This window comes from Sphaerospermopsis reniformis, assembly GCF_005402885.1.
GTDB classification, from domain to species: Bacteria; Cyanobacteriota; Cyanobacteriia; order Cyanobacteriales; family Nostocaceae; genus Sphaerospermopsis; species Sphaerospermopsis kisseleviana.
In genome coordinates this window covers 43,044-66,911 of sequence record NZ_BJCE01000003.1, presented here as the reverse complement: position 1 = coordinate 66,911, position 23,868 = coordinate 43,044, and the positions used below count along the sequence as shown (strand labels likewise).

Here is a 23,868-nt window from a genome sequence, read left to right as displayed (position 1 = left end):
TTATTTTTTTCTAAGAGCGCTTTTTGCTCCTGATGAGTTAACTTCGCCACCTCCATCAATGAAATAAATTGATCATAGCTGATTCCCAGTATACCCCTAGCGCGTTTTGGGTACATATGTATATAATTGGTAATATTTTTCATCTTTGGTAGAACCACGGTATATTTTCCATTTACCGTTCTACCATTTTTCCGTTATATATTTCGGACAGGTCTAATGAACGAGAAAACAAAACTGAGCAGGAATTCATCAGCTGGTCTAGGAATCGAGATCCAAGTGGGTTAGGCTGGAAATTTCAGGCAGAAGATGGGTTGTATTATCCAGTTCGGCAGTAGGGGGTTTCGCGGAAGTCAAAAGTCAAAAGTAATATAGAGTCTGCTTTTGAAAGATTTCCAATGGTTCATTAACTTATGCCGTGATGTCCTAGTATTTTCCTAACAAAAGCTAACAATAATTATTCACAGCTTATTAATCCTCTGTTATATCTATTTTTACTAATTCCAATAAACCCTGTCTAATCACCTGTTCAACTAACTCACTTCTGGTGATACCTAATTTTTCTGATACCCTATCAAGTTCTGTGGAAGCAGTCTCAGTTAGCATAATCTGATACCTCTGCTTTGGCTCACCATATTTGTCTTTCTCAGCTTTTCTTGGTCTTACCACGGGCTATACACACATCAACACCTCCACACTTTACAAATTTATGGGAGATGCTATATACACACTTACACATCTACATATAAAATAAAAATAAGGCGACACCTACGCTGCACTTCGTGAACCTTGGCAGGTAGGCAAATCGCCTTAACCCTTACAGGTAAATTAATCATGACACAAATTCAAAATTTTCTCGCCGGTGCTAATGACACCACAGTAGTCAAAGAACCCAGTAACAGAGAACCATTAAAGCATTTATTAATTGGCTCAAGGAGAACTGTTATCAGTACAATTCATCATTTACAGGTAATTGGTTATGCAGATGTTGGAGATTGGAGTGAACCTATACCCACTGGTAATGTTGGGGAGTTCATGAGTATTTTAATCAGACAAATCCTGATTAAATAACAAGAAATAACCAGTGATGCCAACTAATTAAGAATTATTTTGACAGGAGGAAGTTAAACCCTTCTGTCAAGAAAATTTTAGGGATTTGTTTCTAGTTTAACTATTTTTGATGCAGATAAATACAGACAAATAATTGTGTATTTTCTTTTTCCATTTCTCCTCAAGAAAATATCTACATTTCCAATGAATAAAATCTAAAATTTTGACAGATCAAATAGAGATAATTGACCAACAGAAACATTACCCTTTCCACCGCGATGATAATTAAGGTGGCATCCACTGCAAAGACAAATTAGGTTCTCTAATCTGTTATCAGATGGGTCTCTATTCCAGTGATGAACCTGGAGATTATAGGCACGGGGGTTAATAATATCATTAGGTTTTTCACCAGGACGTAAGCAAACGCGACCGCATTTTTGACAACGCCAATTAGCTTTTTCTTTAATGTTTTTAGCCAATTCTTTCCAGTGCTTTGGGTACTCCATGATAACTGTTAACACCAAACTTTAGGATTGTGATAATATTATAAAATAAACATGATATTATTATATAACAAAAAACAACATTTTTGGTGATTATAATGTAACTGTAAACATTCAGCAATCAAGGTTCAGTCAAAAGCTGAAAAACTGAAGATTAGACGTAAATTCCTCATCAAAGAAAGAGAATTCAAGATTCAGGAGTCAGAATATCTCATCTTTGTAGTGAATTTTGAGCTTAAAATGAAAATCACAGCCTAGATGCAAGGAAAACTCACCATGACAGTTACTACTGCTAAATGGAGTTTAGACGACTATCATCGCATGATTGAAATTGGCCTTTTAGCTGGTCGCAAGGTTGAACTACTAAATGGAGAAATTATCAACATGGCACCGGAAGGACCAGAACACGCACAAATTAATACTGACTCTGCTGAATACCTGCGGGAATTACTTGGTTCAAAAGCATTGGTAAGAGATGCAAAACCTATTACTATTCCTGAAAGTAATTCAGAACCAGAACCAGATTTAGCAATAGTTGAACCACAGCGTGCTATTTATCGCAGTCACCATCCTTATCCTGAAAATATATTTTGGTTAATCGAATATTCTAAAACGACCCTGAATAAAGATTTAGATATAAAACGCAAAACATACTCTGCTGCATCAATTCCTGAATATTGGGTAGTAGATTTAAATAATCAACAAGTAAAAGTGTTTAGAGAACCAATAAATGGTGATTATTCCCAAGAATTAACTTTGACTTTAGGTGAAATATCTCCGTTAGCATTTCCAGAAATTAAAATTTCTATTCAACGTTTGCTACAAGGGTTTTAAGGAGGCAGGGGGCAGGGGGCAGGGGGATAACGGGAGAACTTTCCCCTCCGCTCCCCGCTCCCTGCCCCTCTGCTTCTTCTGTGAAGCAGAAGCAGCAGAAACTCAAACTTGGCTTACTTTTGCTGTGAAATGTGGTTATTTAGAAGTTGATACAGGTAGAGAACTTTATAGAACCTACAACCAAGTATTAGGCATTCTCGTAACTATAATCAACAATCCATCTCCCTGGCTCATAAAACGCTAATTTCCCATCCCCCTGCTCCCTGCTCCCTGCCCCCTGCTCCCTTTCCTCTTTGTGACCCATTGGATCACATTTTCCTCAAAACCTGGGCAACACCGTCCCAGTCCCAGCATCCCTTTTGGGACGAACATAGGTCTTAGTCGTATCACTCTTAGTATGACCCAACTGGTCTTGCACCTCAAACAGCGTTTTTCTATCCACCGCCCTTGATGCGTGAGAATGACGCAACCAGTGACAAGAAAACTTCACCCCTGCCACCTCAGATATATCCTGAATCAATTTTTTAATCGCTCGGTCACTCAATGGCAAACCCCGTTTCTTTGGATCAGGTGAGACATTAGGAAACACAGGCATCTTCTCACCTGCCATCCCCCGGTACTTCTTAAACATCATCGAAGTCTCATGGTCTAAACCAATTTCCCGGTACTTCCCCCCCTTGCCCCGAAACTTAATCGTGTAATATCCCCGGTGTTTATCTCCGGGTATCGGCTCTGGTTGCCATTTAAAGTTGTGCCAATATAAACCCGGATAATCTTCCTGGGGTTGACCTGGTTCCTGACCAGGAATAGTTACCCGACCCACTTCACCTACCCGCATCCCACTATAAAAAAGCAAACAGAAAACCAACCAGTGTTTCTCCCCCAACATCTGGGCAGCATGAGCCAATTGTTCCAACTCCCAATCTTCCAGATAACGCTCTGCTTTCGGTAAATCAGTGAAATTATCGTAACTTATCGTACTAGCAATATTCCGTAAAAAGTAGCCCACATTCTCACTGCTGCCATAACTCCAGAGAGATCGCAACATCAAAACCTGGTTAGATTTAGTATAAGGGGAAACCTCACCCCAAGAAGCGACAAATTCTAGTAACTTTGGTTGCTGAACCAAGCGTAAATCCTCTATCCCCTGCTTCCGTACCCACTCCAGTAATTTTTGACCAAAGCGATAGTATTTTCGCTTAGTCTGTTCCCGATTTTGTGACCCTGCCCAAGCCAAAATCAACTCCTCATCATTTGATACGGCAGGTGTGCGGTAATAATATTGACGAATTACCTCCTCAACTAATTCGGCGGTAACAGGTTGAGAAGTATCACGAGATACAACCTGACTGGGAGCGGGGAGAACTTCTACAGGACTGACCTCAATGTTGTTCACATCCATGAGAGAAATAAGCATCACGTAGTAGACGACATCTAGCTTCCTGGAAGGGCTGTTTCAGGAAGCTTTTTTTATATTCTACCCTCCCGTGAATGTGCAGGGAACTTCAAGTTAACTTGATTTCACGTAATGCGCTTTCCGCTTGATTCAATATTTTCTCTATTCTTGAGCTATCCTGATGCAATCGCTAAATCTTACTCTCATACTTGTCAGGTAAAATGTGTATACTAAAGTAAGGATTCCTTACATTTTCTGGCAAAAGCTAGGAGGATTGTCATGCTGGCCAAGTTAACCTCTAAGAATCAACTCACACTGCCTAAAAGTATTACCCGTGAAATCGGAGAAGTTGAGTATTTTGAAATACAGGTTCAGGATGGGCAAATTATTTTGACTCCAGTAAAGATTCAACGGGCTGATGCAGTTAGAGCTAAACTAGCGGATTTAGGGTTGAGTGAACAGGATGTAGCTGATGCAGTAGCTTGGGCGCGTCAGTCGTGATGGTTAGTCCACGAGTGGTAATTGATACTAATATCGTAGTCTCTGCGTTGATATTTAGGGGTAGAGTATCTAGGCTTCGTTTGGCATGGCAAGACGATCGCTTTACTCCCCTAGTTTCTCAAGCAACGATCACAGAGTTAATCCGAGTGCTTGGTTATCCAAAGTTCAAGCTCACGCCAATAGAGCAAGAATATTTACTATCGGATTACATACTGTTTTGTGAAACTATAGCGATGCCCGATAACTTGCCTGTAATTCCTGAATGTCGTGACCCTTTTGATGTGCCTTTTTTACTTCTAGCTGTGGTTAGCAAGGCAGATTATCTTGTGACAGGCGATTGCGATTTACTCAGTCTACAAGATAATTTTTCTTGCCCGATTATTACTGCTGAAGATTTTCTGAATGTTATTGATGTTCAGTCATCCTGATTTTTCCGGTGACAACATCGTTAAATCAGGGTTTTGCGGAAACACAAATTAAAACATCTTTAATATTCACAAAAAATACTTTATGTCAAGGTCCCGGAGGGAACTAGCGCTCCGTAGGAATCGCTAACGATAGCTTTATTAAACTTTTAAAGTAACAGTGCCTATTGCACTACGATAGGTCTATTCAAAATGCTCATGACCTCATTTGGGTTAGGGCTTGGTAGCAGAGGACTCCAATCTCCAACTTCTGCATAGCCAATCAATGGATGGGGGGTATAAGTAGTTGCAAGTAGTCGTGCAAAATAAATTATTTAGGGCTTGATGAATAAAGATAAAACCGTTTATTAATAGGGGTTTTGCGGATTGTTATCACAAGAAAGTGCAAGGTTTTGACTGATAGTGTCTCAAAACAGGTGCATTTTTCCTGGACGAATCTGGGAAACTGAGGATATGCAGATGGCTGAAACTATTCCCTGTTCCCTATTCCCTGCCCTCACAGATAACTTTTATGGCTTACGCTTGGCGTTAGCTATCAGCAAACCCTATTTAGGAGGTGGAGCGATCGCTTGGTAGATAAAATATAATCCCATCGAAAGAACTTGGGCTGTCTTAGAAAATAAAAGGAAATAAATTGATATGGTTCAAACAATACAGGCTAAAGACATCACATTGCTGGAACTAGAAACAGAATTTCGCCTTCAATTGGTTGAAGATGAGCAATTTTTTACAGAGTTGTTTGTTGAATTGCCAGAAATTACACAATTAGAAAAACAACAACTTGACAGAGTTAAAGCCAGCTATGCCAATTTGCTTAAGTACCCACCTCTACTTGAAAATACTGTGAAGATGGTGGTGTTGTCTCCCCTGTTAGATTTAGCAGACTTTTACCTATCTCCATTTCATGTTAAATCAGACAAATCTGTAGAAATTACTGCTGAAGATGCTGGTGTAACGGTTAAAGGACAGATGGATGTCTTAGTTTTGTTTGAACAGCTAGTAGTAGTAGTCATTGAATCCAAACAAGCAGCTTTTTCTGTGGAAGTAGGTAAAGCCCAGATTCTTGCTTATATGTTGGCAATTTCTAAACCCGACAAAGCAATATATGGACTAATTACCAATGGTGGTAGTTTTATCTTCGTCAAGTTGATTAATGAAAATATACCAAAGTATGGGTTTTCTCGCTTGTTTTATATTTTCAATCCGGGGAATGAGTTGTATACAGTTTTATCAGTGTTGAAAAGCTTAGGTCAACTAGCAAGAAATATTCATAATACAAAAGTATGATAAAATTTAGCCCTGAATCCGGACCGACGATTCCTTAATGGTACAAGCCCCCGGATTTATCTGTAGAATCAATCCAAAATCTAAAATCTAAAATTTCCAAGCCCCCTGATTTATTCGTGGGGTCAATCCAAAATCCAAAATCTAAAATCCAAAATTGTCTGACAATTCTTCTTTGCCAATCAGCAACTCATGGCAAAAATCTGTTCAGCTGTTAGGGTAATGTTGGGAAACAATCTCGAATCAATTCGATTATTTCCTTGAAACACCTTTGGGGGTAAATACTCACCATCTTCAAGTTGGTAAATTGTAATAGTTGGTTGTTTGGGAGAGCCAATGAAGCGAATGCCACCAAAAGCGGCATAGTCTACGATGATGTACTCTAAAACGCCTAAATCCTCATATTCAGCAAGTTTTGTTAGGTAGTCATCCTTCCAATTGTTACTAACAACCTCAATAATTCCCGGTGGGGGAATATATGCAGCAGCAGAACTAGAGAGAGTTTTCATCCGCTGCCATTCTTCCCTAGCAAATATGACAATATCAGCTTTTCGGCTTTTTTCTTTTTCTCCTGGTGCTGTTTTTATCCTGCTCTGCTTTGACTGGCGCGACACATACGGCAGGTCATTTTCTTGGCAGTGATTTTCAAGGTAGGCACACAGCCTCTGGATTAAATCTTCGTGATTGGCATTTGGTTCTGATAATGGCACAGGAATCTCATCCAATAACTCAAACTCTCTACCTGAACCATCGTCCCAGGCAAGAAACTCTTCAAAAGTCAGTAGTTGTGTGACGGTTGCGTACATCGCACTCGCTCCATAGCTGACGGGTAATTAACTCAATGCTACCAAGATGTACAGCGGGAGCAACGCAATATTGTTCGGTTAAGGAAAAAAAGGGAGTAAGAACAAGAGACTTCCAATTAAAAAAATATTCCACAACCAAGTCATAGGGGGAATTTTAAGACTTCTGTGTACACCGTAGCCTTCAGCACTGGACTCACAACTACACCTCTAGCCTGATAATATATGCTTCAGGTACTAATTGCTCTACATAATCAGAGTGCGTGTCCGGTTGCTGTACCGAGAGTTGCGGCGATTGCGCGAAGCGCAGTGCCGGAGGCGATCGCTTGTAAAAGACTTGTTTTTCCAGCACCGTTCATACCGATGAGAACAATTATATCTCGCGCTAAACCAGTTTCTGGATCTGTGAAATCAAATAATGGGGAAGACCGGAATTTTTTAAAGTATTTTAGCTGTAGGGATTGAATTTTCATGTTTAGATTCTCCAGAAGAGGAGAAATAATAATTTTAAATTTTTAAAATATGGGGTTTCAAGTTATCAGCCAAGATTCAATAAACAATGTTCTTACTTGTTTAATACGTTGAAAATCGCTATCGGTTGAAACGATGGTAAGATTATGCTGTAGAGCAATCGCTGCAATCCACAAGTCATTTTCACCAAAACCTAAATCAGTTATTTTAGTTTTTCTCCGCTTGCTTTTTTCTTTGGGTGCAAATTGATTAAATAAATCAGCTTTGAGTTGCCCGTAAATATTAGCAGTTTCTTTTTCAATGTTATGGATATAGATACCTCTAAGAAAAGTTATGATTAGTGCTAAATTACTTTGTTGTCTTTGAGAACGTACAGCCATATCTATCAATTCTCCCTGCACAATCACACAGGTTGACACTAAACTGTTTTCGACCTCAAGCAGACGATTTAGTATATTGATATTTCCTAAAATGGCAAGACTACAGTGATTTGTATCGAGTAAGTACATTATTCAAAAGGATTATTATCATCAAATTTCGCTTGACCACGACTAGCAATGACTAGCCTTAGACACTCTTCTAAATCATCGCCTTCCCAAGTACCTATAGTTTTTAAATGTTCTAGAAGTGACTTTCCGGTAGAATTAACTGTAGGTGGTGTAGTAGATTCTACTTGATTTGATTTAGGTTGTAATTGGGTTTCTTTGGTTTTTAAGAAACGCAAAAAATTAAGTGTTTCAGCTATTAGTTCATCTGGTGCTGATTCAATTTCTTGAAAAAGTTGTTCTTTGATGGTCATAGTTATACCTATTATCTAATTAATGTGTCTGAACTGCAAATCAATCCACATCTAACCATTGATGCTTCTTCTTTAATTTTACAAGAAATAATTTATCGAAAATTTGGGGTTAAACCCCCGTTGTTCAGAGAGTATCATTACTCCACTCCCATTGTATAAGCATTGTAAAACTTCGGCAAATTTGAGGATTGAAAGAATATCAAGTCCGATTGTCAATAAATTATCAATTGATGATAGAAGTCGGGGACTTGGGTATGATGGCAAGATTGTTAATAAAAGTTTTCATCTTGTTTCTGGGAATATACTGTAAAATAAAAATACAAGTTGGGGAGATTTTATAATTATGCAAATTACAATAAATGTACCAGATAATTTAACAGATAAAATCCAGGATAAATTAGGTGATTTATCCGAAAAAATTATGAATAAATTAGCTTTAGAAGCTTTTTTAGAAGGATTGATTAACTTTAATGAATTTAGACAGGTGTTAGGTTTTCAGGATGATAACGCTTTCAAGGCTTTTTTATCAGCAAATTTCCCCCTACATTCTGGGGGGTTATTAAATTTAGCGGGGAGTTGTGCGGATATAGATTTTACCCTTGATGGACAAGGTATTGCTGATGATAGGGATAATGATTTAGTTGGGTTTTGTGATGAGTAATTCTTCACTTATTTATTTACTAGATACTAATGTTTGTATAGTGTATTTAAAGAATAAGGGTTCTGCTATAAATCGCCGTTTTGACAGCATAGAAGCAGACAAGATTGCTGTTTGTTCTGTGGTGAAAGCTGAGTTATTTTATGGCTCAAATCGTAGCAATAATCCTCAAAAAAGGTTAAATATACACAAATATACAACAGTTGTTTTTATATCAATTTGTATCTTTATATTTTGATGATAATTGTGCGGAAATTTATGGACAGATTCGGGCTGATTTAGCTAAAATTGGTACTCCTATTAGTTCCAATGGTTTACAAATTGCTGCTATTGCTTTGGCGAATAATTTAATACTGGTAACTCATAATGTAAGAGAGTTTAGCAGAGTTGATGGATGATCCCCCAATACTAGAAAATTATGAATGCAAAAATTTAGGCTCTTATTGATTTTTAAAAGCCGGGAAATATGGATATATAAGTAAGTCGGCATGAAAAAACCAAAGCAAGTACAAAAATACCTCAGCTAACACCAAACACCAAACACCTAATACCTAACACCTCTCATCCAGTATTTATGTTCAGGAGCAAGATATTCAGATTAGGCGATCGCAAATTCTGTATATTGTCTCATAAGAGGTGGATGAAACCCTAAAACAATTTCCTCTCGTGTGATTCCTTTATGTAACAAATCTGTCGCCACCCCATTTTCTGTCCAATCTTCCTCAATCCAAATTTTGTTATCCTTTAAACGGATATGAATCATCACACTCTTAATCCTCTCATCTTTGTGCCAACCCATCAATAATAAAAGATACTGTTCGTGTACTTCATCAAAAGCTAAAACACTCTCGGTTTGAGAACCAGATTTTTCATTGATTTGATGATATTCTGTTAAGGTTTCTTGGATAATTTGACGATAATGCTTTAATTTATCCATTGCATTATTACCTCACTTTCAGCATCAACGATTAACAACTTAACTTGATTGCGATTAATAATCATCTGGGTTAACTGGCGTTGAAAATAACTTTTATAAGTTCCATAAGTAATCGCTAAATATAATTCAAAATCTAATTCAGTCTCTAACAAAATATCTCGATAAACTACATACTGTCCCACAGCTTGTTCTAAATCATGAATAAAAGACCGACCTAAAAAACTTTTGACTTCTACCAGAATTTTTTGACCCTGTTTTTCTGCTGCAATTGATTTTTCTGCTGCAATATCCACATATAAGCGATCGCCACCATATTCCAAAGTATAATCTTCTGTTAAAATGTTCCAACCATCCTTGACTAATGCAAATCTTACAGCGTTATGGTAAATATCTTTTGCTGGCATCTATATTTTTGAATTACATACCACATCAATGTTATCCTAAAATTGAAAGCAAACGATCATTGATATATAGCACGATGCCTTCCACGTTCTCTCGCAGGACTGAACTTTCAAAAATGCGTTTTAAACTGTAAGCGCGTTAAATTTCGGGGTATAAATCCTTTTGTCTTGGGCGTAGGTTGGGAATTTTACCCGTTTCTGCATCTTGATGGAATTGTCGCCATTTAGAAAGGCGATGGCGCGGAGCGCAGTGCCAGATACCGTTGGCGAATATAATACATCTTTGTATTTTAAAAGATTACATAAGCTCAAGCCTTCAATCTGTGGTTGCTGCTTTTAGTTGTAACACTTTTGTTTATCCGTTTGTAACACTTTCGCCAACAGTATCAGTGCCAAAGGCAATCGCGCAACAGGTCTTCTGTAATTTCTAAGATTCACCTGATCTCAAAAGGGTTGATATTGCAAAGAGAAATAAAATCCATTATCTTGCAAGGAGTCTCCCTTATCCTTCACTCCAAATAAGCGATGTGATTGCCTACGGCACTGGCGTAGCCAATCGCTGCGCTCTCTTCTGTTCGATACGCCGAAGGCATCGCTCTCCCTATTTTTACCAACCAGGCGATTGCGCTCCAGCGCAGCGCCGGAGGCGAATCGCTCGCAAACCCCCAACCCTTAATCCTTCGTTGCTGATTCTCAATAAAATGAGGTTTTTATCAATAAGGATGAGGTGCATTGTGTAAAGAGTAGGTAGATTCTTAGGTCTTGAAACCTTTGCCACATATAAGTTTTAAGATTGTTAAGAAAGATGGGAGTAACGCATAGCAATGGCAATTAAGGTAGTTTTGCCACCTAAAAACATATCAAAATAATTGAGGTGAAAATGAGTTTATCTAATGAATTGTGGACAGCGAATCATGATTTAGCCCTAGCTTGTTTAGAGCATCCTTTTGTACAAGGCATTGGGGATGGTACATTGCAATCTGAAAAATTTGGCTACTATGTAGGACAAGATGCTTTTTTCTTAGAAGCTTTTGCTCGTGCTTACAGTATTGCCGCAGCTAAAGCACCAGATTGGCAAGGTTTTACCATCTTTCATGATTTAGCTAGTGGTGTTTTGGAAGAATTAAAACTACATGAAAATTATGCTCATCAATGGGGTGTGAATCTCCATGATGTAGAACCAGGAACAGCCACCCGTCGGTATACTGATTTTTTGTTGGCCACTGCTTGGACTGGGGAAGTGGGTTTAACTGCTGCTGCAATGTCTCCCTGTATGCGTTTGTATGCTTTTTTGGGAACAAGTTTAGCGGCTGATGGTATTCCTGAACACCGATATACAAATTGGATTCAAACTTATGGTGGTGCAGAATTTCAACCATTAACACAGCAATTAGACAGTTTAGTTGATAATTATGCTGTTGATTCCTCTAAACTTCATTCAACATACCGCTATGCTATGGTCTGTGAATATGACTTTTTTGAAGCTGCTTGGATGAGATAAATTTCACCCAAGAATTTAACCTATAAATCTTAATATTCTGAATTATTGATTACTTTTATTCGCTGGTTATAGTGCTAGTTTGGGATTGTTGTCTGTTAGTAAAATAACTACAAAATACCCAAAAATGTCTGTAAATATTATAGTTGCGTATTTACATTATCTGAGTTTCATGTTGTGTTTTGGTGCTTTGACATTAGAAGCATTTACTTTAAAAAAAGAGTTGAGTTTGCATGAAGCTTGGAGAATAGTAATTGCTGATGCGGTTTATGGTATATCAGCAGTTGGTATTCTTGTTACAGGTATTTTGCGTGTTCTCTATTTTGGTAAAGGTACAGAATATTATTTAAATAATCCATTTTTTTACGTTAAAGTAACAATATTTTTGCTGGTAGGTTTATTATCTATTTATCCTACGGTTTCCTTTATTAATTGGGTAAAAGATTTACTGCAAAATCAATCGCCTAAACTAGATTCAATAAAATTAGATCGTCTGCTGTTGTTAATTAGAGTTGAACTGGTTGGTTTTATTTTGATTCCGTTGTTAGCAACAATTATGGCAAGATATTAACAATTGAGAATTGAAAATGGACAATTGACAATTACAGCAGTTTCTGAAGATATGAAGTACACCTTTGGCGGGCAAGATGCCCGCACCACAAGAGTTTGATGATTTGTTTTTTTACCTCATAACATCGGTAAGTGCTGTATATATATTTTACTAATTATCAATTGTTAATTGTCAATTATCAATTGTTTAAACTCTGCCACAAATACCAACAAGCAATAGTGCGGTAAGGTTGCCATTGTTGGGCGATTTGTTCTAATGTTTTTTTATTGGGCAAATCATCCAAATTATAAAGATTACGAATAGCAGCACGAATACCTAAGTCATCAACAGGTAAAATATCCCAACGATGTAATCTGAAAATCAGCAACATTTGTACAGTCCAGCGTCCTATTCCTTTGACTACAATTAAGGATTTAATGATTGTTTCATCGTCCATTGTTTGCAGTTCATCTATGTTTGGCAGTTCTGTAAAACGTTGTGCTAAGTCTTTGAGATATGTAATTTTAGGACGGGAAATACCCACAGAACGTAAAATATCATCGGGTGTATTGAGAATATCATTAGCTGTTAATGAATTATGATAAAGTTGTAAAAATCTCTGGTGAATAGCTGCTGCTGCTTTTCCTGAAAGTTGCTGATAAATGATAGCGCGAGATAAACAATAAAATAAATCTCCGGTTTGTTGTACCTGGTTTAGTCTGCATTCTCCTATCTGCAATATGACATCTGCTAAAATAGGGTCTTGTTTAAGTGTTTTGATGGCAACGGAGTAATTTATCATTAATTAGCTATTTCCTCAAATTTTAAATGCTGATAGTGAGAAAATTAATAATTTCATCTAAGAGTAATTGGGGTTCATCAACGCGGATCAAATGACCGCTATTTTCAAATATTTTCAAATGGGCGTTAGGAATAGCTTGGGCAATTTCTTCAGAAAATTCTGGGGGACAGATCCAGTCATGTCTTCCGGCAATTACAAGTGTTGGTGAGGTAATTTTAGGTAATTCGTTGAGAATATTATAGTTTCTTAAAAAGCCACTAAAGGCAATGTTAATGGCATCAACTGAGAGGATAGTTTGGTCTGAGTCTGGGGAATTTGTTTTCCGGTTATTGCTTTGGCAATACATTGGATTCATGATTTTAAAAAATTGCCGTAGCTGTTCTTCGTTTTCAAAATTACCTGCCCAAAGTTTTAGAGAGATCGCTTTTTGTTCTGGGTTTCCTCTTTGTGCTAAAATTTCTTGAGCGCGTTGTAAAAAACGAGAACTTGCTGTTGTGGCAATTACTATTAAATGAGAAACATTTTGTGGATATTTGATAGCATAGGAAAGAGCAACCATACCCCCATAGGAAGAACCAATTAAAATAATTTTTTCTAACCCCAAATATTGACGTAATGCTTCCATGTCGTCAACGTTATTTTCTAGGGTATAGGTTTCTTTTAGTCCACGGGCTGACCTTCCCTGACCCCGATGATCAAAATAGACCATTTGTAAATGATGACTGAGGGGAGAAAAGCAGGGTTTATAACTGGTGTGGTCTACTCCAGGTCCACCATGAATGATGAAAGCAACAGGTTTTTCACGTATTCCCTGTTCTTCAACTGCTAAACCACAACCGTCAATATCAAAATAGATTTCTGTATCTCTGATTTTTGCTTTCATTTTTAATTTACTCTTCAAAATAAACAAGATAATATTTAATCATTGTTTGGCGATCGCTAAATCTGACTAATAGGAAGTTACTGAATACCTCTGATTCCAAGATTAATTACCAAATTCTGTTAGTTGACATTTTTAGGGTAAAGTTAGCGATTCAAAATTAGCGATTCAAAATTAGCGATTCAAAATTAGCGATTCAAAATTAGCGATTCAAAATTAGCGATTCAAAATTAGCGATTCAAAATTAGCGATCGCATCGTTCACCGTAGGCATCACCCTACATCAAACTGACACTGGAACTCGCTTTTCTAAGCGATTTTTAAGTTCTAGATTCAGGTTATCACCACTGCGATGAGCTTCCCAGTTTCCAGAACCAAAGATACCTAAATCCCATGTTCCCTGCATGAAATCATCATTTTCGGATACAGTACCCTGATAATTTACTGGTGTTTGTTTGTGGAGCAAATATTTTTTAGTAAATTGCACCCGTCGGCCAATTACTTCACCACTTAACCGGGCTTCTCCCAGATAACTGTCGTCAAGGATATTACCAGTCAATGTATTACCAGATTGAATAAAAGTTGCTTCAAACCGAGTCGGGTTTCCCTCTTGCCAGTAAGTTCCCAACCACATACCACTCAAGTCTGCCATAAGTTAGGTTTTTAAACTGTTAATAAAATATAGCAATCAAACATGAACGTGCAAGCCCAAGAAACCAAAACGAAATTTAATCCATCAGGAGAAGAACACAACCTAAATCAAATCCCATCTTGCTAAACATTGCCGAAAATAGAAGTTGAAGACTCTTATCAAAATTTGAACATCAAGGGGAATTCTGATTATCTTAAACAAAGGTTACAATATATTCAGGGGATTATTCATGCCGTTATAAATTATTGTTCCAAATAATCTATCACTGTCTCCAGGTCTAACATTGCCTGATTGAATCTATTTAACATTGCTTCTGCTACTTCTGGGGGAGCATCAACTTTTGCTAGTTTTTCTCTTACTACAAAGTCCAGGGCTTCTACCCACAATGCTAAATTGGTGTGCTGGGCTGCTTTTAATAATCCCATATTTGTAAGCACTGCTAAATGAAACCCAAGCTGGTTTTGTCCACCGTATCCCATGTATCCGTTACTCAATTCTAATTTTTGGGGCGTGAATTCTACATATTGGTCAAAGGTAATTCCAGTAGGTTCTAATTTTGGTTGAGGTAATGGTGGTTGAGTCATAATGTTAAGCAGCTAGTAATTTTGACATTTGTAACATTCTATTATTCCAGTTCTCTAATTCCTTAGTAAATTGATTTTTAGTTTCTGTGTAACTCCAGGCTTCTACATTAAATAACCAACGAGTTAGAAATCTTCCTAAATTTGCTAACTCAAAAGCATGATCAAATTCTACATCAGGGGCAATCCACTCTATAAAATACATTGTCTCTTTAATCAGAGTTCTGACTACTTCATTATTATCATGATCTTCTGATAATCTCTGAATCTGTTTTAAGTGATTACTTAAATTATTTAACCTGATAGAAACATCATCCTTAATAAAACTTGCTTGGTTATAGGTTAAGTTAGTCATCCTAGAAACCCCATAATACTGCACAGAATGAAGGAAGAAATTTAATTATCCGTATTTATCTGCGGTCATCTGCGTACATCTGCGGTTAATTATTCTTGACATCTTATTCTATGCAACTTCATATTAATTTGGTATTATACTTAATCACTAAATATCCTAGTTTGGAAACAGCCGTTTTTAATACTCATCTTCTATAAGTATACAAATTGTAATTTTTGGTTGTTATATTCTCACCAAATTCATGTATGCTAAATATTAAAGTTTATCTCCATAAATGATGAGAACAAAGCTATGAAAATCCTTCATGGCACCTGGATACCTAACACAGAAACCGACTTTATTCAGTCAGGTTCATTTTATCTGTGGGTAGAAACGCCTGTACTAAAAAACAAACGCAATTCTAAACAACAGATTCATCCTGGACATCTCTCCAAAGATGAATTATTGCAATTTTTAGTTCAGGAATTAGGAATCAAAGAACCATTACCCATATTAAAAGAACGCATATCTGCTAAATATTTTGCGCTGCCAACCGCCGATAATCAACCTTTACCCTCACCAGAATTAATCAAGTATCTAGAAATAGAAACACCGGAAGAATACACAGAATTTGAATATTGGCAAGTAGATTGTTATCAAACATTAACTTCTCTTAAAGGTAATACACCAGGTATTAATATTATTAGACTGCTTAACGATATTCATTTTTTAGCCATCAATAATCTGAGCGAAATACAACTCGGTTCAGATTTATTATTTTGGTATCACTATACCCAATCATTTAAACAAATAATTCTCAAAGACCAATATATCCCGACTCTCAAATATCGCCAATTGGAATCTGCTCAAACCAAAAGTAAAACTAAAAAACCGATTCCAACTGCATTTGAAATTTATACTGGGTGGGAAATTATTTCTGAACAGTATGAAGCTAATATTCAGAAATATATTGAATATATGCCATTGATTTGTGTAGCTGGTTCAGCCACAAAGCATGAAAATATTGATTTTTTTGATGAAGAAACCCTATTACGCCACTTTTCTGAATCTATCCTCAATAACATAGTTAATCATACACCCTCAACCATTGCCTTTGATAAACAAATTACAGATTCCTTAGTTTACTATTGTTTTTATTCTCAACATCATAATCCCCGCACAGCGAATGTAACCTTAGAAGAATATAAACAATGGCAGACATGGAAAAGTAAGATTACTCGCTCCCAATCAGAATTACCTTTTTATCTGTGTTTTCAACTTAACTCTCCTCCTGCTGAACAAATAGACAACTGGGAAATGCAGTTTTTGGTGTCTAGTAAACAAGACCCTTCTTTAAAGTTAGCTTTGGCAGATTATTGGCCAATGAATAAAAAAGAAAAAACTAATATTCACAAACATTATGGTAATAACTTTGAAACTAATTTGTTGTTAAATTTAGGATATGCAGCACGGATGTATCCTCAATTATGGCAAGGATTAGAAACAGATACTCCTATAGGAATGAAATTAACATTAGAATCAGCATTTGCATTTTTACAAGAAAGTGCTTGGGTGTTAGAAGATGCAGGTTTTAAAGTAACTGTTCCTGCTTGGTATACTCCTGCTGGTCGTCGTCGTGCTAAACTGCGACTCAAAGCTTCCGGTAACAGTCGTTCTGCAACTAAGGGAGAAAACAAAAGTTATTTTGGTTTAAATTCTTTGGTGCAATATGAATATGAATTAGCAATTGGTGAGGAAGTTGTTACTAAACAAGAATGGGAACAATTAATTAATGCTAAAGCTCCCTTAGTGCATTTTCGCGGTCAATGGATGGAATTAGACCCAGATAAAATGCAGCAATTACTAGAATTTTGGCAATCTCATGGTGAGGAAAAACCAGAGATGTCTGTCTTGGAATTTCTACAACGGAATGCGGAAGCTGGGGAAGATTGGGATATTGAACATGATGAAATTTTGTCAGATATGATGGTGAAACTACAAGATAAAAGTAGATTAGAACCAATTTCTGACCAATTAAATTTGCAAGTAAGTCTGCGAGAATATCAAAAGCGTGGTGTTGCTTGGTTAGAATATTTGGAACGGTTGGGTTTAAATGGTTGTTTAGCAGATGATATGGGTTTAGGGAAGTCGGTACAGGTAATTGCTAGACTTGTTCAGGAGAGAGAGTCACTTCCTTTTGAGAGGGAGATAGGAACATCGGAAGATGAGAAAAACAAGAAGGATAAAGAAGATAGAGGAAATAAGAGATACCAGAAAGAGTCGCTTCCTGTTGAGGGTGAGATAGAAACAAGGGAAGATGGAAAAAAGAAGAAGGATAAAAAAGATAGAGGAAATGGGAGAGATGGAGAGAATATCAACCGTTCTCAAACATCTGTGTTACCGACGTTATTAATTGCACCTACATCTGTAGTTGGTAACTGGCAAAAGGAAATTGCTAAATTTGCACCTCATCTTCAGAGTATGGTACATCATGGGAGCGATCGCATCCAAACTGTTCCTGAATTCAAAACCGCTTGTCAACAACATGATGTAATCATTACCTCTTTTACCCTAGCTCGCAAAGATGAAAAACTATTGCAAAGTATTGAATGGCAAAGAATTGTTTTAGATGAAGCACAAAATATCAAAAATCCTAAAGCTGCACAAACCAAAGCTATTCTCAAACTGGCAGCTAAACACCGACTAGCTTTAACAGGAACTCCTGTTGAAAACCGTTTATTAGATTTATGGTCAATTTTTAATTTTCTAAATCCTGGTTACTTAGGTAAAGAAGCACAGTTTCGTAAATCTTTTGAAGTTCCGATTCAAAAAGATAACAACAAAGTAAAATCTACTACCCTGAAGAAATTAGTTGAACCTTTAATTTTACGGCGAGTCAAAACTGATAAATCTATTATTAACGATTTACCAGATAAAGTTGAACAAAAACTCTACACCAACTTAACTAAAGAACAAGCATCTTTATATGAAGTAGTCGTCAAAGATGTAGAAGAGAAATTACAAACAGCCGAAGGAATTCAACGCAAAGGTTTAATTCTTTCAACTTTGATGAAATTAAAGCAAATTTGTAATCATCCTGCTCAATTTTTACAAGATAACAGCGAATTTTCCACCGAACGTTCTCATAAACTTAGTCGCTTAGTAGAAATGGTAGATGAAGCTGTTTCTGAAGGTGAAAGTTTGCTAATATTTAGTCAATTTACAGAAGTGTGCGAACAAATTGAGAAACACATCAAACATAATTTACATTGTAACACTTACTATCTGCATGGTGGCACAAGTCGCCAACGTCGGGAACAGATGATTACTGAATTTCAAGACCCGGATACAGAAGCATCTGTGTTTATTCTGTCACTAAAAGCAGGTGGTGTAGGGATTACTTTAACTAAAGCTAATCACGTTTTTCATTTTGATAGATGGTGGAATCCAGCAGTTGAAAATCAAGCCACAGATAGAGCTTTTCGGATTGGACAGAAAAAGAATGTATTTGTGCATAAATTTGTGGCGATTGGTACTTTAGAAGAGAAAATAGACCAAATGATAGAAGATAAGAAAAAACTGTCTGCTGGGGTGGTAGGAAATGATGAATCTTGGTTAACAGAGTTAGATAACGAGGCATTTAAACAACTGATTACTTTAAATAAAAGTGCAATTTTGGAGTAAAATAAGTAGTGGTAAATAAATTGTATATTTAGGAGAGGCAACAGGGAATAAATAAGGAATATAGGCATTTTGGGTTTCAATCAATATGTTAAATTAATTTTGCTCAGGTACTTATTATGGCTAAATTTAGTCGGACATGGTGGGGCGATCGCTTTATTCAAGCATTAGAAAATTTTACTGATGATAGTCGCCTGCAAAGAGGTCGTTCCTATGCCAATAATGGTAAAGTTTTGAATTTTGAAATCGAACAAAATCATATCACTGCCAGAGTCAAAGGTTCAATTAATCCTTACTTTGGCGTGTATAAAGAACCGACTTACAATATTTCTATTGAAATTAAAGCGATCGCTAAAAGTAGTTGGAATGAAGCTATTGAGCAGCTATCATCCAAAGCTAGTATTGTTTCTAGATTGTTACTGAATGAAGTTCCAGAAAATATAGAAGATACTTTTCAGGAATTGGGATTACACTTATTACCTCATAGTAGTAAGGATTTTAAAACTAAATGTTCTTGTCCTGATTATGCTAACCCCTGTAAACACATTGCTGGAGTTTATTATTTAGTTGCTTCCCAATTAGATAATAACCCATTTCTATTATTTGAACTACGTGGTTTATCAAAACAGGAACTTCAGACTAAACTAGCTAATTCTAACTTAGGTAAAGCACTAGCACAGGAATTGAATACCCAAGAAATTAGTTTAGAGTCTTCTACTTCGTTTTATACCAAGCTAGAAAAACAATCTGTTAGTAAAAAGCCCAGTGTAAGGGAATTTTGGTTAGGTAAAAAGCGTTTACCTCAAACTATAGAAGTACCAACTTCTAGTGGTGTTTCCGCAATTCTTGTTAAGAAACAAGGAGATTTTCCGGCTTTTTGGCATAAAGATAATTCTTTTATTGAAACAATGGAGGAATTTTATCAACGGGTGAAAACGAAAAATCAAAGTTTAATTTAGGGCTTCTTCGGTACTTGTTACACTAAATCTAGTTTAAAAAACCTATGTATATTTAGTTTTGGAAAAACCTGGCAGTATGAGAAGGGAGCATCCCAAATGTGTAAATTTATTTTTATCTAAGGTCAAAATGATTTAAGACCTTGATATGATTGAACCGCAAAGGGCGCAAAGGACACAAAGGTAAGAGACTTACAAAGGTTTTTTAGTGTTGCTGCCGTTATTTTTTCAAAATTGGGATGCTCCCGTATGAGAAAGCTATTTTCACCTTTTGTTAAAATAAAATATAGCCGTAGACAGAGTAGTTAGGACATCAATTAATCATGAAACTATTACTACAAAAGAGTTTTACTCCTGACTTCTGACTTCTGCTATAACTTCCTGCTACCGTATAAATTTATGACTTATTTGGATTGTTGATTTTCGTGGTTTAGGTGGAATGCAATTTATTGGTAGTCCTAAACAACCTACTTTCACAGTCTGTCAATTAGTGAAGGGCGTATATCAACAGCAAAAATATCGTTTAGGAGATATAATTGTTTCTGGACTATTTCCCAATTTGCAACTTAAACTTGATGATGTTATGCCATGTTAGAAAACCAGGCGTTCCATAAATGCGAAGGGAAAGTGAATCAGCCAATTTATCCGGGAGTTCGGAGATTTTATAAAAATGTTAATCTCACGCAGGAGAAAGGTTTTGGGTAAGGATTCAGGATAGAAAAAATGATATTGTACCTCTGTTAAAATCTTTCTAAAATGCACATGAGCCAGAAGTAGTAAAGAGAACACTAATGAGACGAGTTGCTATAGCCCAAAATACCTTAGAAATTCTTGATGTCGGTAGCTATATATATCCTAATGGCAATCAAGTTGATATCGCTCGCGAATTACAATTATGAATCAGTACATTACCTTCTCCATGATAACGGGAGTCTTGGGGACATTCAGCCAGCGATCGCAACCAATCAAATTCTGTTTCTAATGCTTGCCAATTTATTATCCAATTGTTTGCATCTGGACAATAGGGAAAAGTCCAATTCATATCTTTATCCTCCATTTATCTAATAGTGGCTAATACCAATTCGCTACAATTTTGTTGCAGGAGCGAGCGTATATTGCCCCCGTTGGATGTTCATATCTTGCACCTCTGGTTACAAACCCAAATGATCTAAAAACGCCATAAGACCACCTTATTTTTATTGGTTTTAAAGAGTAAATTGTAAATTAGGGTGTTTGGGATTATACGGTGCAATGAAATTGCATCAATTTCTATTGGTGCAAGATATCAGTCAATCAATTTTGCATTTTGGATTGACGTTAGCGAAGCTTACGCAGCGCAGCGAGTATTTTGGATTATCCTTTCCTTTAAAGAAGAGGATTGAAGGCGAAAAAATTTGTATTTTTCTCCATAAATGGAGAGGACTGAAACCTTATTTTTAGATTTTAGACTTTGATTTCAATCTAAAATCCAAAATCTAAAATCTAAAATTTTTTTGGTCAAATTAACCTCCTGCCTTCTGCCTCCTGCCTCCTGCCTTCAGGCATGAACTAACTAAATAAATCCACATTTGGACCCAACAAATTAGGGATAATAGGACGGTTAAGCCAATGACTTTCAGATTGTAAAATAGTAGTCAAAAAGCTAGAACGCACATATTTATAACGTGCTGTTACCGTATCCCCTGGTTCAACTTTGATGTACAAACCTTCCATCAAACCACTTTGATCAGTTTGTTTGAGGGCAAGTTCTATATTTAATCCTTGTTGTTGACAAGCTTGGGCAAAATTTTCTAAATATGCCGGGGTTTGATAATGAGATTTAGCCAATAACCCCAACATTTGCTGGTAAGATTGCAGTTTGCCTGTAAACAACACAGGAACAGAAACCAGTGGTAATCCTGCTAATAGCTGCTGACGGCGTTTAGTGCTAAGAAATACTTGGGTTTCTAAGTCCAAGAGGTCGTATTCTAAAAAGTAGTGGGGTAAAGCATCGTAAAAAACTGTGTGCTTGGCATATAGCCATTCCCCAAACAGAATAAAACGACTACCTAAAACTTCCCAAAGTACACTAGCGTGGGTATGCGCCCATTGTTTAAACAGATTAAAATGCTTTTCCCTGCCTCCACCTGTTAAATAATGTCCCCGACTTTGCAGTCGTAGTTGTCCATCAGCTGTAAAACTGATAGCTGCATTTGCACCATCAACTTTTTCTTCAATGACTAGATGCTGTGGTTGGATATTTGCAAAAGGAATGCTATCCAGGTCTTCATCCCCAGGTTGCGATCGCGAACCCTGAATATGAGGGGTACGCGGATATTTATAAATTTGTGACATGACTTTTATACCTTGGTGACTACAATCAAAATCATTGCGTAGGGAATCTTCACGAATAGGTATGTTTAAAGGTTGCTACCATTCGCGATAAATGAGAATTTGATTGAGCCAAGGGATTACATAATCGTTACCTGAATTTGTGTAATGTTTATATTATCTAAGACTTCACAAGCTGAAGCTAGGTTTCCAGAATTTTACACACAAACTGGGAAGATATGGGAAGCTTTGGGGTATAAACAAAACCTACGCAAAATCCTATTCCTTGCGATCGCATGAACTTAACGAGTAATGCGGAGAATTTTATCCCTCTGTGGAGGACAATTTCCCCTTCCATCACAGTTACTGGTGGTGACATATAATTCACCATCTGTCCCCATAATTGCTTCTCGCAGCCTACCATATTGGCCTTGCAAATACACCTCATGACGTTCAATTTTTTGGGGAGATTGGGGGTTGAAAACAACGCGCTGCAAGTGTTGAGAACGAAGAGTGGCAATTATTAAGCTGCCTTTCCACTCTGGAAGAGAATTGCCTGTATAAATTACTGCACCACCAGGAGGTAAAGCTTCACGCCAAACAATGGACGGAGTAACCATTCCTTTCTTTGATTCACAACGGTAGATAGTAGGCCAGCCCAGGTTGTCTCCTGCTTTTGCTAAACTGAGTTCATCGTGACCTCTTCTTCCCAAATCCCCACTAGGTCCGTGGTCTGTTACCCATAGTGTTGATTTATCCAGCCAATCAAACCCTTGAGTGTTGGGAATCCCAGTGATATAAACAGGATTGTTAGCATAAGGATTATCTGGTGGCACTTGTCCGTCAGGAGTGACACGCAAAATTTTACCAGCAAGGCTATTAACGTCCTGGGAAATTTGCGGTTCTCTGGCATCACCAGTGCCAATGTAAAGCATTCCATCAGGTCCGAAGCGAATGCGCCCACCGTTATGAAATTGCGCTACGGGAATATTATCAACAATTACTTTATCCGGTGAAGCAGTAAGTCCGTTCTGAGATAGTCGCCATCGTTCCACACGATTAACTTGTGATCCATTTTTATCAGCTGTGTAGTAAATGTAAAAAAATCGGTTTTCGGCAAAGTTGGGATGGGTGGCAATACCGAGTAAACCATCTTCACCGCTTTCTGTAACATTAATAGTAGCTACTGGTTGGGGAATCAGTTGACCATTCCGTACCAGGCGAACTCGTCCCGGTCGTTCGGTAACTAACATATCTTGATTGGGGAGAAAAGCTATTCCCCAGGGAACTTCCAGACCTGTTACTACTTCTTCTACCCGTAGTTTTACCTGTCCTTGTGAACCGAAGCCATTTTCTACTAAGGTACAGGCTTGATTGTTAGTAGCTGTTTGTTGGCTGACTTGTTGGGCTGTTTGTGTTTGTTGATTGTTAGTGTTGGCGGACTCAGTTGTTGCTAAGTTGCAAGCTGAAATTCCTACTACAACCATGCCAAAAAGTAATTTTGCTGCCAGAGTTTTTGTCTGTTTCATGATTTTTTTGTCTACAAAATTGCTACCTGTATGGTCT

The 23,868-nt window shown here is 37.1% G+C and carries 28 protein-coding genes and 4 pseudogenes; 15 read left to right on the top strand and 17 right to left on the bottom strand.

Annotated features, from left to right (window positions below; translation table 11 throughout):
* Window positions 1-468: 468 nt before the first annotated feature.
* The gene (locus FFR48_RS01130) at window positions 469-603 is read right to left on the bottom strand and encodes a hypothetical protein (protein ID WP_137666069.1); all 135 of its coding nucleotides are present in this window, start codon (window positions 601-603) and stop codon (window positions 469-471) included.
* A gap of 228 nt (window positions 604-831) precedes the next feature.
* Between FFR48_RS01130 and FFR48_RS01125 the strand changes: the two genes are divergently transcribed.
* Entirely contained in the window at window positions 832-1,068 is a 237-nt protein-coding gene (locus FFR48_RS01125; RefSeq protein WP_096572950.1) for a hypothetical protein, read from the top strand.
* Window positions 1,069-1,262: 194 nt separating this feature from the next.
* Here FFR48_RS01125 and FFR48_RS01120 read toward each other — a convergent pair whose 3' ends face one another.
* Window positions 1,263-1,553: an HNH endonuclease gene (locus FFR48_RS01120; RefSeq protein WP_096572951.1), complete on the bottom strand. Its 291-nt coding sequence runs from the start codon at window positions 1,551-1,553 to the stop codon at window positions 1,263-1,265.
* A 273-nt stretch (window positions 1,554-1,826) separates the two neighbouring features.
* On the opposite strand from FFR48_RS01120, the gene FFR48_RS01115 reads away from it, so the two are divergent.
* Together FFR48_RS01115 and FFR48_RS01110 are read left to right on the top strand one after the other, a co-directional pair.
* The gene (locus FFR48_RS01115) at window positions 1,827-2,384 is read left to right on the top strand and encodes a Uma2 family endonuclease (RefSeq protein WP_096573100.1); all 558 of its coding nucleotides are present in this window, start codon (window positions 1,827-1,829) and stop codon (window positions 2,382-2,384) included.
* An 82-nt stretch (window positions 2,385-2,466) separates the two neighbouring features.
* A pseudogene (locus FFR48_RS01110) lies at window positions 2,467-2,628 on the top strand (four helix bundle protein); the annotation flags it as partial.
* Window positions 2,629-2,703: 75 nt separating this feature from the next.
* Here the strand turns inward: FFR48_RS01110 and FFR48_RS28855 are convergent.
* Complete coding sequence (locus tag FFR48_RS28855) at window positions 2,704-3,786, bottom strand: tyrosine-type recombinase/integrase (RefSeq protein WP_190651089.1); 1,083 nt, start codon at window positions 3,784-3,786, stop codon at window positions 2,704-2,706.
* Window positions 3,787-4,059: 273 nt separating this feature from the next.
* Here FFR48_RS28855 and FFR48_RS01100 point away from each other — a divergent pair, with 273 nt between their 5' ends.
* The 3 genes from FFR48_RS01100 (at window position 4,060) to FFR48_RS01090 (ending at window position 5,993) form a co-directional block, all read left to right on the top strand.
* Window positions 4,060-4,281, top strand: a complete 222-nt coding sequence (locus FFR48_RS01100) for an AbrB/MazE/SpoVT family DNA-binding domain-containing protein (protein ID WP_096572953.1) — start codon at window positions 4,060-4,062, stop codon at window positions 4,279-4,281.
* Window positions 4,281-4,709 (top strand): putative toxin-antitoxin system toxin component, PIN family, encoded by a 429-nt coding sequence (locus tag FFR48_RS01095; protein ID WP_096572954.1) that lies wholly within the window; start codon window positions 4,281-4,283, stop codon window positions 4,707-4,709. The genes FFR48_RS01100 and FFR48_RS01095 overlap by 1 nt, the downstream gene beginning before the upstream one ends.
* Window positions 4,710-5,345: 636 nt before the next feature.
* Complete coding sequence (locus FFR48_RS01090; protein ID WP_096572955.1) at window positions 5,346-5,993, top strand: restriction endonuclease subunit R; 648 nt, start codon at window positions 5,346-5,348, stop codon at window positions 5,991-5,993.
* Between the two features lie 179 nt (window positions 5,994-6,172).
* On the opposite strand, the gene FFR48_RS01085 is transcribed toward FFR48_RS01090, so the two are convergent.
* The 4 genes and pseudogenes from FFR48_RS01085 to FFR48_RS01070 form a co-directional block, all read right to left on the bottom strand.
* The gene (locus tag FFR48_RS01085) at window positions 6,173-6,796 is read right to left on the bottom strand and encodes a Uma2 family endonuclease (RefSeq protein ID WP_137666068.1); all 624 of its coding nucleotides are present in this window, start codon (window positions 6,794-6,796) and stop codon (window positions 6,173-6,175) included.
* A 263-nt stretch (window positions 6,797-7,059) separates the two neighbouring features.
* Window positions 7,060-7,266, bottom strand: a pseudogene (locus FFR48_RS01080) (AAA family ATPase); the annotation flags it as partial.
* Between the two features lie 57 nt (window positions 7,267-7,323).
* Window positions 7,324-7,773, bottom strand: a complete 450-nt coding sequence (locus FFR48_RS01075) for a type II toxin-antitoxin system VapC family toxin (RefSeq protein WP_137666067.1) — start codon at window positions 7,771-7,773, stop codon at window positions 7,324-7,326.
* The gene (locus tag FFR48_RS01070; RefSeq protein WP_096572958.1) at window positions 7,773-8,063 is read right to left on the bottom strand and encodes a DUF2281 domain-containing protein; all 291 of its coding nucleotides are present in this window, start codon (window positions 8,061-8,063) and stop codon (window positions 7,773-7,775) included. Before FFR48_RS01070 ends, FFR48_RS01075 begins: the two co-directional genes overlap by 1 nt.
* Window positions 8,064-8,406: 343 nt before the next feature.
* Between FFR48_RS01070 and FFR48_RS01065 the strand changes: the two genes are divergently transcribed.
* From FFR48_RS01065 to FFR48_RS30340, 3 genes are read left to right on the top strand one after another with little or no spacing between them, the layout of a single operon-like run.
* A complete protein-coding gene (locus FFR48_RS01065) occupies window positions 8,407-8,724 on the top strand; it encodes a UPF0175 family protein (RefSeq protein ID WP_096572959.1) in 318 nt (105 codons plus the stop codon).
* Entirely contained in the window at window positions 8,717-8,959 is a 243-nt protein-coding gene (locus FFR48_RS30345) for a PIN domain-containing protein (protein ID WP_307722498.1), read from the top strand. The genes FFR48_RS01065 and FFR48_RS30345 overlap by 8 nt, the downstream gene beginning before the upstream one ends.
* Window positions 8,925-9,119, top strand: a complete 195-nt coding sequence (locus FFR48_RS30340) for a type II toxin-antitoxin system VapC family toxin (protein ID WP_307722497.1) — start codon at window positions 8,925-8,927, stop codon at window positions 9,117-9,119. The genes FFR48_RS30345 and FFR48_RS30340 overlap by 35 nt, the downstream gene beginning before the upstream one ends.
* Window positions 9,120-9,319: 200 nt before the next feature.
* Here the strand turns inward: FFR48_RS30340 and FFR48_RS01055 are convergent, their stop codons facing one another.
* Both FFR48_RS01055 and FFR48_RS01050 read right to left on the bottom strand, forming a co-directional pair.
* On the bottom strand, window positions 9,320-9,658 hold the full coding sequence (locus FFR48_RS01055; protein WP_096572960.1) for a XisI protein: 339 nt from the start codon (window positions 9,656-9,658) through the stop codon (window positions 9,320-9,322).
* Window positions 9,646-10,062 carry a XisH family protein gene (locus FFR48_RS01050; RefSeq protein ID WP_096572961.1) on the bottom strand — a complete coding sequence of 139 codons (417 nt, stop codon included), beginning with the start codon at window positions 10,060-10,062 and terminating at the stop codon, window positions 9,646-9,648. Before FFR48_RS01050 ends, FFR48_RS01055 begins: the two co-directional genes overlap by 13 nt.
* An 877-nt stretch (window positions 10,063-10,939) precedes the next feature.
* Between FFR48_RS01050 and FFR48_RS01045 the strand changes: the two genes are divergently transcribed.
* Both FFR48_RS01045 and FFR48_RS01040 read left to right on the top strand, forming a co-directional pair.
* A complete protein-coding gene (locus tag FFR48_RS01045; protein WP_096572962.1) occupies window positions 10,940-11,560 on the top strand; it encodes a TenA family protein in 621 nt (206 codons plus the stop codon).
* A 124-nt stretch (window positions 11,561-11,684) separates the two neighbouring features.
* Entirely contained in the window at window positions 11,685-12,128 is a 444-nt protein-coding gene (locus FFR48_RS01040) for a DUF2214 family protein (RefSeq protein ID WP_096572963.1), read from the top strand.
* A gap of 178 nt (window positions 12,129-12,306) precedes the next feature.
* Here the strand turns inward: FFR48_RS01040 and FFR48_RS01035 are convergent, their stop codons facing one another.
* The 5 genes from FFR48_RS01035 to FFR48_RS01015 all read right to left on the bottom strand — a co-directional run bounded on the left by FFR48_RS01035 (window position 12,307) and on the right by FFR48_RS01015 (window position 15,376).
* Window positions 12,307-12,909, bottom strand: a complete 603-nt coding sequence (locus tag FFR48_RS01035; RefSeq protein WP_236103961.1) for a DNA-3-methyladenine glycosylase family protein — start codon at window positions 12,907-12,909, stop codon at window positions 12,307-12,309.
* A gap of 22 nt (window positions 12,910-12,931) precedes the next feature.
* Window positions 12,932-13,792: an alpha/beta fold hydrolase gene (locus tag FFR48_RS01030; protein ID WP_096572964.1), complete on the bottom strand. Its 861-nt coding sequence runs from the start codon at window positions 13,790-13,792 to the stop codon at window positions 12,932-12,934.
* A gap of 279 nt (window positions 13,793-14,071) precedes the next feature.
* Complete coding sequence (locus FFR48_RS01025; RefSeq protein WP_096572965.1) at window positions 14,072-14,440, bottom strand: hypothetical protein; 369 nt, start codon at window positions 14,438-14,440, stop codon at window positions 14,072-14,074.
* A gap of 242 nt (window positions 14,441-14,682) precedes the next feature.
* Window positions 14,683-15,024: a hypothetical protein gene (locus tag FFR48_RS01020; RefSeq protein WP_096572966.1), complete on the bottom strand. Its 342-nt coding sequence runs from the start codon at window positions 15,022-15,024 to the stop codon at window positions 14,683-14,685.
* A 4-nt stretch (window positions 15,025-15,028) separates the two neighbouring features.
* Window positions 15,029-15,376, bottom strand: a complete 348-nt coding sequence (locus FFR48_RS01015) for a hypothetical protein (protein WP_096572967.1) — start codon at window positions 15,374-15,376, stop codon at window positions 15,029-15,031.
* A gap of 291 nt (window positions 15,377-15,667) precedes the next feature.
* Here FFR48_RS01015 and FFR48_RS30480 point away from each other — a divergent pair.
* From FFR48_RS30480 to FFR48_RS01000, 4 genes and pseudogenes are all read left to right on the top strand, one after another.
* Window positions 15,668-17,224, top strand: a pseudogene (locus FFR48_RS30480) (SNF2 helicase-associated domain-containing protein); the annotation flags it as partial.
* A 114-nt stretch (window positions 17,225-17,338) separates the two neighbouring features.
* Complete coding sequence (locus FFR48_RS30475; RefSeq protein ID WP_371851414.1) at window positions 17,339-19,039, top strand: DEAD/DEAH box helicase; 1,701 nt, start codon at window positions 17,339-17,341, stop codon at window positions 19,037-19,039.
* A gap of 116 nt (window positions 19,040-19,155) precedes the next feature.
* A complete protein-coding gene (locus tag FFR48_RS01005; RefSeq protein WP_137666065.1) occupies window positions 19,156-19,995 on the top strand; it encodes an SWIM zinc finger family protein in 840 nt (279 codons plus the stop codon).
* Between the two features lie 406 nt (window positions 19,996-20,401).
* A pseudogene (locus FFR48_RS01000) lies at window positions 20,402-20,587 on the top strand (Uma2 family endonuclease); the annotation flags it as partial.
* A 270-nt stretch (window positions 20,588-20,857) separates the two neighbouring features.
* On the opposite strand, the gene FFR48_RS00995 reads toward FFR48_RS01000, so the two are convergent.
* The 3 genes from FFR48_RS00995 to FFR48_RS00985 all read right to left on the bottom strand — a co-directional run bounded on the left by FFR48_RS00995 (window position 20,858) and on the right by FFR48_RS00985 (window position 23,831).
* Complete coding sequence (locus FFR48_RS00995) at window positions 20,858-21,034, bottom strand: hypothetical protein (RefSeq protein WP_201277552.1); 177 nt, start codon at window positions 21,032-21,034, stop codon at window positions 20,858-20,860.
* A gap of 506 nt (window positions 21,035-21,540) precedes the next feature.
* Window positions 21,541-22,326, bottom strand: a complete 786-nt coding sequence (locus tag FFR48_RS00990; RefSeq protein ID WP_137666064.1) for an RNA ligase family protein — start codon at window positions 22,324-22,326, stop codon at window positions 21,541-21,543.
* 278 nt (window positions 22,327-22,604) lie between these two features.
* Window positions 22,605-23,831, bottom strand: a complete 1,227-nt coding sequence (locus FFR48_RS00985; RefSeq protein WP_137666063.1) for a PQQ-dependent sugar dehydrogenase — start codon at window positions 23,829-23,831, stop codon at window positions 22,605-22,607.
* Between the last annotated feature and the right edge of the window lie 37 nt (window positions 23,832-23,868).

What these genes read in the sequence shown, in the direction of transcription:
- FFR48_RS30475 (WP_371851414.1), top strand. Translation starts at nt 17,339, where the DNA reads ATGATGGTGAAACTACAAGATAAAAGTAGATTAGAACCAATTTCTGAC.
- FFR48_RS00990 (WP_137666064.1), bottom strand. Translation starts at nt 22,326, where the DNA reads ATGTCACAAATTTATAAATATCCGCGTACCCCTCATATTCAGGGTTCG.
- FFR48_RS01095 (WP_096572954.1), top strand. Translation starts at nt 4,281, where the DNA reads ATGGTTAGTCCACGAGTGGTAATTGATACTAATATCGTAGTCTCTGCG.
- FFR48_RS01100 (WP_096572953.1), top strand. Translation starts at nt 4,060, where the DNA reads ATGCTGGCCAAGTTAACCTCTAAGAATCAACTCACACTGCCTAAAAGT.
- FFR48_RS01125 (WP_096572950.1), top strand. Translation starts at nt 832, where the DNA reads ATGACACAAATTCAAAATTTTCTCGCCGGTGCTAATGACACCACAGTA.
- FFR48_RS01055 (WP_096572960.1), bottom strand. Translation starts at nt 9,658, where the DNA reads ATGGATAAATTAAAGCATTATCGTCAAATTATCCAAGAAACCTTAACA.
- FFR48_RS01035 (WP_236103961.1), bottom strand. Translation starts at nt 12,909, where the DNA reads ATGATAAATTACTCCGTTGCCATCAAAACACTTAAACAAGACCCTATT.
- FFR48_RS01065 (WP_096572959.1), top strand. Translation starts at nt 8,407, where the DNA reads ATGCAAATTACAATAAATGTACCAGATAATTTAACAGATAAAATCCAG.
- FFR48_RS01075 (WP_137666067.1), bottom strand. Translation starts at nt 7,773, where the DNA reads ATGTACTTACTCGATACAAATCACTGTAGTCTTGCCATTTTAGGAAAT.
- FFR48_RS01050 (WP_096572961.1), bottom strand. Translation starts at nt 10,062, where the DNA reads ATGCCAGCAAAAGATATTTACCATAACGCTGTAAGATTTGCATTAGTC.
- FFR48_RS01090 (WP_096572955.1), top strand. Translation starts at nt 5,346, where the DNA reads ATGGTTCAAACAATACAGGCTAAAGACATCACATTGCTGGAACTAGAA.
- FFR48_RS01070 (WP_096572958.1), bottom strand. Translation starts at nt 8,063, where the DNA reads ATGACCATCAAAGAACAACTTTTTCAAGAAATTGAATCAGCACCAGAT.
- FFR48_RS00985 (WP_137666063.1), bottom strand. Translation starts at nt 23,831, where the DNA reads ATGAAACAGACAAAAACTCTGGCAGCAAAATTACTTTTTGGCATGGTT.
- FFR48_RS30345 (WP_307722498.1), top strand. Translation starts at nt 8,717, where the DNA reads ATGAGTAATTCTTCACTTATTTATTTACTAGATACTAATGTTTGTATA.
- FFR48_RS01045 (WP_096572962.1), top strand. Translation starts at nt 10,940, where the DNA reads ATGAGTTTATCTAATGAATTGTGGACAGCGAATCATGATTTAGCCCTA.
- FFR48_RS00995 (WP_201277552.1), bottom strand. Translation starts at nt 21,034, where the DNA reads ATGAATTGGACTTTTCCCTATTGTCCAGATGCAAACAATTGGATAATA.
- FFR48_RS01030 (WP_096572964.1), bottom strand. Translation starts at nt 13,792, where the DNA reads ATGAAAGCAAAAATCAGAGATACAGAAATCTATTTTGATATTGACGGT.
- FFR48_RS01130 (WP_137666069.1), bottom strand. Translation starts at nt 603, where the DNA reads ATGCTAACTGAGACTGCTTCCACAGAACTTGATAGGGTATCAGAAAAA.
- FFR48_RS01015 (WP_096572967.1), bottom strand. Translation starts at nt 15,376, where the DNA reads ATGACTAACTTAACCTATAACCAAGCAAGTTTTATTAAGGATGATGTT.
- FFR48_RS01040 (WP_096572963.1), top strand. Translation starts at nt 11,685, where the DNA reads ATGTCTGTAAATATTATAGTTGCGTATTTACATTATCTGAGTTTCATG.
- FFR48_RS01115 (WP_096573100.1), top strand. Translation starts at nt 1,827, where the DNA reads ATGACAGTTACTACTGCTAAATGGAGTTTAGACGACTATCATCGCATG.
- FFR48_RS01120 (WP_096572951.1), bottom strand. Translation starts at nt 1,553, where the DNA reads ATGGAGTACCCAAAGCACTGGAAAGAATTGGCTAAAAACATTAAAGAA.
- FFR48_RS01025 (WP_096572965.1), bottom strand. Translation starts at nt 14,440, where the DNA reads ATGGCAGACTTGAGTGGTATGTGGTTGGGAACTTACTGGCAAGAGGGA.
- FFR48_RS01020 (WP_096572966.1), bottom strand. Translation starts at nt 15,024, where the DNA reads ATGACTCAACCACCATTACCTCAACCAAAATTAGAACCTACTGGAATT.
- FFR48_RS28855 (WP_190651089.1), bottom strand. Translation starts at nt 3,786, where the DNA reads ATGGATGTGAACAACATTGAGGTCAGTCCTGTAGAAGTTCTCCCCGCT.
- FFR48_RS01005 (WP_137666065.1), top strand. Translation starts at nt 19,156, where the DNA reads ATGGCTAAATTTAGTCGGACATGGTGGGGCGATCGCTTTATTCAAGCA.
- FFR48_RS01085 (WP_137666068.1), bottom strand. Translation starts at nt 6,796, where the DNA reads ATGTACGCAACCGTCACACAACTACTGACTTTTGAAGAGTTTCTTGCC.